Source organism: Streptomyces sp. NPDC005706 (assembly GCF_040631045.1).
Lineage (GTDB): Bacteria > Actinomycetota > Actinomycetes > Streptomycetales > Streptomycetaceae > Streptomyces.
Genome location: NZ_JBEXYS010000016.1, coordinates 21,505 through 28,153 on the forward strand (window position 1 = coordinate 21,505; position 6,649 = coordinate 28,153).

Annotated in this window: 6 protein-coding genes, 1 tRNA gene and 2 pseudogenes; 2 read left to right on the plus strand and 7 right to left on the minus strand. The window is 72.9% G+C overall.

Features of this window, described 5'->3' with window-relative positions; all coding sequences use genetic code 11:
• Positions 1-63: 63 nt before the first annotated feature.
• Positions 64-1,197, minus strand: coding sequence for a dihydrofolate reductase family protein (locus ABZ478_RS24125; RefSeq protein WP_359552632.1), 1,134 nt, complete (start codon positions 1,195-1,197; stop codon positions 64-66).
• 69 nt (positions 1,198-1,266) lie between these two features.
• Between ABZ478_RS24125 and ABZ478_RS24130 the strand changes: the two genes are divergently transcribed.
• Together ABZ478_RS24130 and ribA are read left to right on the plus strand one after the other, a co-directional pair.
• Positions 1,267-1,806, plus strand: coding sequence for a MarR family transcriptional regulator (locus ABZ478_RS24130; protein WP_358940016.1), 540 nt, complete (start codon positions 1,267-1,269; stop codon positions 1,804-1,806).
• A gap of 151 nt (positions 1,807-1,957) precedes the next feature.
• Positions 1,958-2,602 (plus strand): GTP cyclohydrolase II, encoded by a 645-nt coding sequence (gene ribA, locus ABZ478_RS24135; protein WP_359552634.1) that lies wholly within the window; start codon positions 1,958-1,960, stop codon positions 2,600-2,602.
• Positions 2,603-2,644: 42 nt separating this feature from the next.
• On the opposite strand, the gene ABZ478_RS24140 is transcribed toward ribA, so the two are convergent.
• The 6 genes and pseudogenes from ABZ478_RS24140 to ABZ478_RS24165 form a co-directional block, all read right to left on the minus strand.
• A complete protein-coding gene (locus tag ABZ478_RS24140) occupies positions 2,645-3,424 on the minus strand; it encodes an SDR family oxidoreductase (RefSeq protein WP_359552636.1) in 780 nt (259 codons plus the stop codon).
• Positions 3,421-3,968: pseudogene (locus ABZ478_RS24145) on the minus strand (NUDIX domain-containing protein). The gene ABZ478_RS24140 and the pseudogene ABZ478_RS24145 overlap by 4 nt, the downstream one beginning before the upstream one ends.
• A gap of 108 nt (positions 3,969-4,076) precedes the next feature.
• A tRNA-Lys gene (locus ABZ478_RS24150) sits at positions 4,077-4,149 on the minus strand.
• 89 nt (positions 4,150-4,238) lie between these two features.
• Entirely contained in the window at positions 4,239-5,765 is a 1,527-nt protein-coding gene (locus tag ABZ478_RS24155; RefSeq protein WP_359552638.1) for an amino acid permease, read from the minus strand.
• A 69-nt stretch (positions 5,766-5,834) separates the two neighbouring features.
• Positions 5,835-5,957: a hypothetical protein gene (locus ABZ478_RS24160; RefSeq protein ID WP_359552640.1), complete on the minus strand. Its 123-nt coding sequence runs from the start codon at positions 5,955-5,957 to the stop codon at positions 5,835-5,837.
• 245 nt (positions 5,958-6,202) lie between these two features.
• A pseudogene (locus tag ABZ478_RS24165) lies at positions 6,203-6,649 on the minus strand (RNA helicase); the annotation flags it as partial.

Sequence of the window (6,649 nt, forward strand, 5' to 3'; positions counted from 1 at the left end):
TTGTGTCTCAAGCATACGCCATCCCTGGGGGTGCTCCGCACACACGTTTCCGCGCGGTGCCGCTCAGGGCAGCAGATGGGCGTTCGGCGCCTTGGCCGGGCCCTCGTACTCGGGGAGCAGGACGACGTCCACGCCGGCGGCCGCCAGCACCCCGGTGCCGTCGGCGCCGGGGACGAAGGTGTCCGGCTCCCGCCAGGCCGTGACCACCCGGCGCACGCCCGCGCGCAGGATCAGCTCGGCACAGGGTGCGGGGCGGGAGGCGCGGCGGGAGCAGGGCTCCAGGCTGCTGTAGACGGTGGCGCCGGGCAGCCGGGGGTCGGCCGGGTCCAGCTTCGCCAGGGCCGCCTCCTCGGCGTGCACCACGGGGTCGCCGCCCTCGCGCGAGTGGCCGCGGGCCAGCTCGGTGCCGTCGGCGGCCACCACGACCGCGCCGACGCTGAACGCCGTGCGGGAGGGCGGGCACAGGGCGGCCAGCTCGCAGGCGGTGGCCAGCCAGCGCCGGTCCGCGGCGGCCGGCGCGGGGCCGGTGCCGGGGGCGGTGGGTTCGTAGCGCATGAGGACGACGTCCTCGATACGGCGGGACTCGGTGAGCCGGAGCCGGCCGCCCTGGTACTCCCCCGGGCCGAACAGGCGCGGGGCGGCCGGGTCACCGACGAAGAGCGGGGCGAGGACGAGCTGGAGTTCGTCGGCGAGACCCTGCTGGAGGAGCTGGGTGTGGACGGTTCCGCCGCCCTCGACCATCAGGCGCCGCACTCCGCGCACGTCGTGCAGGTGTTCCAGCAGGGCGCGCCAGTCGAGCTCGGGACCGAGGGGCACCACGTCGGCGGTCGCGCCGAGGACGCGGGCGGCCCGTCCGGCGCCCCGGTCCGTGGTGTACACGAGCTTCTCGCCGCCGGTGTGCCAGAAGTGCGCGGCCGGGTCGAGGTCGCCGGAGGCGGTGACGGCGATCTTCAGGGGGTACGCCGGCCGCCCCTCGGCCACTCGGGCGGCGCGCCGCCCGGGCGAGTTGACGAGGAGCCGGGGGTTGTCGGCGCGGATGGTGCCGGCGCCGATCAGGATGGCGTCCGCCGAGGCCCTCACCTCGTCGACGCGGTCGAAGTCGGCCGGACCGGAGAGCAGCAGCCGGTCGGGGCCGGTGTCGTCCAGGTAGCCGTCGAGGGAGACGGCGGCGGACAGCAGGACGTACGGGTACGGCATCGGCGCGCTCCCTCGCGAAGACCCCGGCGGAGCCTTGGTTCAAGTTTGAAACAAACTTACACTGGCGACATGACGACCCGCTGGCTCACCCCCGAGGAGCAGCGCGCCTGGCGCGCCTACATCGCCGCCTCCCGGCTGCTGGAGGACGCCATCGACCGGCAGCTCCAGCAGGAGGCCGGCATGCCCCACCTGTTCTACTCCGTGCTGGCCAACCTCTCCGAGGCGCCCGAGCGGCGACTGCGCATGACCGACCTCGCAGAGACCCTGAAGATCACCCGCAGCAGGCTGACCTACGCGGTGACCAGGCTGGAGCGGGACGGGCTGGTGCGCCGGGAGGACTGCCGCTGGGACCGGCGCAGCAGTCTCGCGGTGCTGACGCAGGAGGGGATGGCCGTGCTGGAGCGTACGGCACCCGGGCATGTCGAGACGGTCCGCACCACCTTGTTCGACCGGCTCACGCCCGAGCAGGTGGGGCAGCTGGAGGAGATCTGCGCCGGGGTGGCCCGGGTGCTGGAGGGGGAGGAGACGGGGGCCGCGGCGGAGGACGTGCCGTGGCGGCGGCGATCGTCGCCCTGTTCGGGGCAGCCGCCCGAGCCGCCCCGCTCCTGAGCGCGGCCCGGGTGCGGGGCCGGCCCAGACACGGGCGCCGCGCGGCGCCCCCGCGAAATGCGTTGCTTTAACTTTTAAGCATGCGGTAGGGTCCCGGACCTAGCCACTGCTTCAAATCTGAAGCAGGTGCGGACGGAACCCGGAGGCCCGTATGTCCGACACCCCCGCCGCCACCCCGCGCGCCCGCGTCCGGGTGCCGCTGCACTTCGCCGACGGCTACCGCGTCGACGCCGAACTCGTCACCTTCCACGGCCTCGGCGACGGCCAGGAGCACGTCGCCGTCGTCCTCGGCGAGCCCGGGGCGGTTCCGCTGGTGCGGCTGCACTCCGAGTGCCTGACCGGGGACGTCTTCGGCTCGGCCCGCTGCGACTGCGGGCCGCAGCTCCGCGAGGCGGTCGAACGCATCGCCGAGCGCGGGGGCGTGCTGCTCTATCTCCGCCAGGAGGGGCGCGGCATCGGCCTGTACAACAAGCTCGACGCCTACGCCCTCCAGGACCAGGGCCTCGACACCTACGAGGCCAACGCCGCGCTCGGTCTCCCGGAGGACGCCCGCGACTACACGGCCGCCGCCCAGATGCTGGGCGCGCTCGGCATCGGGGAGCTCGACCTGCTCTCCAACAACCCCGACAAGGCACAGCAGTTGCGCTCGCTCGGCGTCCTCGTCCGGGACCGGGTGCCGACCGGTGTCTTCACCACGGCCCACAACGTCCGTTACCTGCGCGCCAAGGTCCTGCAGACCCAGCACACGCTGCCGCTGGTCGAGTTGGACGCCCTGCCGGAACTGAGCGCGGGCTGAGCGGGGCCCGCACTTCGCCGGGCGGGGCCGCACGGGGCCGGGCTAGTGAACGGAGAGGCCGCCGTCGACGAAGACCGACTGGCCGGTGACGTAGGCGGAGGCGCGGCTCGCCAGGAACACCGCGGCGCCCGCGAAGTCCTCGGCCAGGCCGTTGCGCCCCACCATCGTGCGGGCGGCGAGCGCCGCCACCCGCTCCGGGTCGGACGACAGACGCGCGTTGAGCGGCGTCATCACGAACCCCGGCACCAGGGTGTTGCAGGTGACCCCGTACGGCGACCACGCCTCGGCCTGTGACCGGGCCAGCGACTCCAGCGCGCCCTTGGACACGCCGTAGGCACCGCTCTGCACGAACGCCCGGTGCGCCTGCTGGGAGGTGACGTGGACGATCCGCCCGAAGCCGCGTTCGGCCATGCCGGGTCCGAACCGCTGTCCCAGCAGATAGGGCGCCTCCAGGTTCACCGCCATGGTGGCGTCCCAGACGTCCTCGCCCAGCTCGCCCATCGGGGGCCGCAGATTGATCCCGGCGCAGTTGACGAGGATGTCGGGCTCCCCGAACACCCCGGCCACCTCCTCCGCCGCCGCGCGCACCCCGTCGCGGGTGCCCAGATCGGCGCTCACCCGGGCCGCCCGGCAGCCGTCGGAGGCCAGCTCCTCGACGGTGGCGGCGAGTTCCGCCTCCCCGCGCGCCACCACCACCACGCTCGCCCCGGCCCGCGCCAGGGCACCGGCGACGGCCCGCCCGATGCCGGAACTGCCCCCGGTCACCACGGCGACCAGGCCGTCCAGCGAGAACAGCTCCGACAGATACGCCCGCGAACTCATCCCCGCACCCTAAGGGCTGCCCCCTGGGCGAAGTCCCCGGGACCGCCCCACCCGTCGAGCGACAACCGGGTGGTGCCGCCGAGGTACCCGGAGAGCGCGTGGCGGGTGCCGGGCACGCAGTTCCCGGGCAGCTCGTCGACGCGGGTCCAGCGGACCTCGGTGTGCTTGGCCGGTTCCCGGTTCCCGGGCTCTCCGGTCCACTCGTGGGCGGCGAAGACGACGGTGAGGTAGCCGTCCGGCGCCTCGACACCCCGGGCTCCGTGGATGAGGTGCGCGACCTTCAGCGCCTCGGGCCGCACGGTCGGACCGGTCTCCTCGTACAGCTCGCGCACGGCGGTGGCGGTGACCGGCTCTCCCGGTTCGCTCTTGCCCACCGGGAGGTCCCACAGGCCCCGGCCGAACTTGGCGTTCTCGCCACGCCGGAGGAGGACGACCCGGCCGGCGGGCCGGTCGTGGACGATGACGGCGGCGGCCGGCAGGGTCATGGACGCGAGGGCGGGGGGGGCAGGGCCCCGGGCCGGCCGTCGGTCTGCGGCTGGGTCACGGCATGTCCCTCCGGCGGGCCGCCGGGCACCGGCCCGCGGTCGCGGAGAACCCCGGGAAACGGCTCGCCCCCGGCTCGGTGTGTCGTTGAGCCGGGGGCGTCACTGCGTAGGCCCTGTGGGACTCGAACCCACAACCAATGGATTAAAAGTCCACTGCTCTGCCAATTGAGCTAAGGGCCCAGGCGATGTTGCCTGTCCGAGCATAGCCGGACGCGGCCGCGTCTCCGATCGGGTATTGCCGACCCGGCCGCGTCGGGCGAGGGACGTGACTACTTCTCGACCGGTTCGGCCGGCTCGGGGGCGGGGACGCGGGCCGGCCGCAGGAACCAGTGGCGGGCCGAGGCCAGCCACCAGGTCGCGGCGAAGCTCAGGACGACGAGAACCGCGACCGGGGCGTAGTTGAACGTCTTCCAGGTGACCGGGGAGACCTGGGGGAGCATGAACAGGACCGTGATGACGGCCACCCAGGTGACGGAGACCAGGCCGATCGGGACCGACCAGCGGCCCAGGTGCCACGGCCCCCGTTCGAAGGCGTCACCCTTGCGGACACGGAGGAAGGTCGGGACGACGTAGGCGATGTAGAGCCCGATCACCGCGATCGACGTCACCGCCGCGTAGGCCGTGGAGTTGATGAGGTAGGGCAGGCCCAGGACCAGGGCACCGAGCGCGGCCAGCCAGACCGCCGCCACGGGGGTGCGGGTGCGGGGGCTGACCGTGTGCCAGACCCGCGAGAAGGGCAGCGCCCCGTCACGGGAGAAGGCGTAGATCATGCGGCTGTTGGCGGTCACCGAGGCCATCCCGCAGAAGAGCTGAGCCCCGATCACGACCAGGAGCAGGAGCTTGCCGGCCGTGGCGCCGAGCGCGTCCAGGAGGATCTGGGCGGGGGGCGCGCCGGTCGGGGACGCCAGCTCCTTGTCGTACGACTGGATGGCGAAGGTGAAGCCGAGGAGCAGGACGAAGCCCGCGATCCACGAGGTCCAGATGGAGCGGACGATGCCCTTGGGGCCCGCCGTCGAGGCGTCGTGGGTCTCCTCCGTCATGTGGGCGGAGGCGTCGTAGCCCGTGAAGGTGTACTGGGCCATGAGCAGGCCCAGCAGGACGACGTAGAAGCCGCTGCCCCAGCCCGTCTCGTTGACGAACTTCGTGAACACGAAGGACGCCGTCTGGTGGTGGTCCGGGACGAGGGCCAGCGCGCCGACGATCACCGCCACGCCCAGCACGTGCCACCACACGCTGACGCCGTTCAGGAAGGCGACGATCCGGACGCCGAAGGTGTTCAGCAGGCCGTGCAGGAGCAGGATCGCCGCGAAGAGCAGGACGGTGCGGCCCGGGGTCACCTCGAAGCCGAACTGGAGGTTCAGCCAGGCGCCGAGGAACGACGCCGCGCCGAAGTCGATGCCGGCGGTCACCGCCACCTGGCCCAGCACGTTGAACCAGCCGGTGAACCACGCCCAGGCCGCCGCCGAACGGGGCGGTGCCAGGCGGTGGGCCCAGAAGTACAGGCCCGCCGACGTCGGGTACGCCGAACAGATCTCGGCCATCGACAGCCCCACGAACAGGGTCATCAGACCGACCGCCACCCAGCCCCAGGTGATCACCGCGGGGCCGCCGGTGACCATGCCGAACAGGTACAGGGTCAGGCAGCCGGACAGGACCGAGATGATCGTGAAGGACACGGCGTAGTTCGAGAACGCCGACATACGGCGGGCGAGGACCTGGGTGTAGCCGAGCTGGGCAAGCCGTTCCTCGTCCGACGGCCCGTCCGTGCCACTCGTCACTATCGCGTCTTCTGTCATGCCCCCAGCGATTCCCTCCCACGTGCCGTGACATGCGTCACATGGGTGTCATCGTGAATTCCGCCCGGATCAAGCCGGGTTCACGAAGTCGAGGCGGGTTTCCGGCCGCACGCGGGTGCCCGCGCTGCCGTGGACGGTGGACGCCCACACCGTGGTGTTCGCCGGCCTGATGCCGGCCGCGGGCTCGATCACGGACCGCTTCGGACCGCGCCGGATCCGCGGCGCGGCCCTGATCCCTTAGGCGTCGTCGTCTCGGCGCTGTGCGCGGCGGCGGACCTCGCCACGGTCTTCGACCACGCCTGGCGGCGCGCGGAGCCGACGGTCACCGGCCGCCGTGTGACCATCGGCCGCGCCGAAACGGCCGCGGGCCCCGGAGAATCTCCGGGGCCCGCGGCCGTTTCGGCGGTGGAGACCGGCGGTCAGCCGGTCATCCGATGTCAGCCGTTGCGCTTCCAGCGCGGCTTGTCGTCGCGGCGGCCGAAGGAACCGGTGCCGCGGTGGTCGTCACGACGGCCGTAGGGGCGGTCGTGACCGGCCGAACGGAAACCCGGACGGTCGTCACGGCGGTCACGGTTGAACGGGCGGTCGCTGCCCCGGTGACCACCACGGTCGTCACGGCGGAAGCCGCCCCGCTCGTCACGGCGGTCGGAGGGACGGCGGTCGTCGCGGCGCTCGAAGCCACGGTCGCCCCGGTCGTCACGACGCTCGAAACCACGGCCACCACGGTCACCGCGGTCGTCACGACGCTCGAAACCACGGTCGCGGTCACGGTCGAACGGACGGCGGTCGTCACGACGCTCGAAACCACGGCCACCACGGTCACCGCGGTCGTCACGACGCTCAAATCCACGGCCACCACGGTCACCGCGGTCGTCACGACGCTC

What these genes read in the sequence shown, in the direction of transcription:
- ABZ478_RS24125 (WP_359552632.1), bottom strand. Translation starts at nt 1,197, where the DNA reads ATGCCGTACCCGTACGTCCTGCTGTCCGCCGCCGTCTCCCTCGACGGC.
- ABZ478_RS24130 (WP_358940016.1), top strand. Translation starts at nt 1,267, where the DNA reads ATGACGACCCGCTGGCTCACCCCCGAGGAGCAGCGCGCCTGGCGCGCC.
- ribA (WP_359552634.1), top strand. Translation starts at nt 1,958, where the DNA reads ATGTCCGACACCCCCGCCGCCACCCCGCGCGCCCGCGTCCGGGTGCCG.
- ABZ478_RS24140 (WP_359552636.1), bottom strand. Translation starts at nt 3,424, where the DNA reads ATGAGTTCGCGGGCGTATCTGTCGGAGCTGTTCTCGCTGGACGGCCTG.
- ABZ478_RS24155 (WP_359552638.1), bottom strand. Translation starts at nt 5,765, where the DNA reads ATGACAGAAGACGCGATAGTGACGAGTGGCACGGACGGGCCGTCGGAC.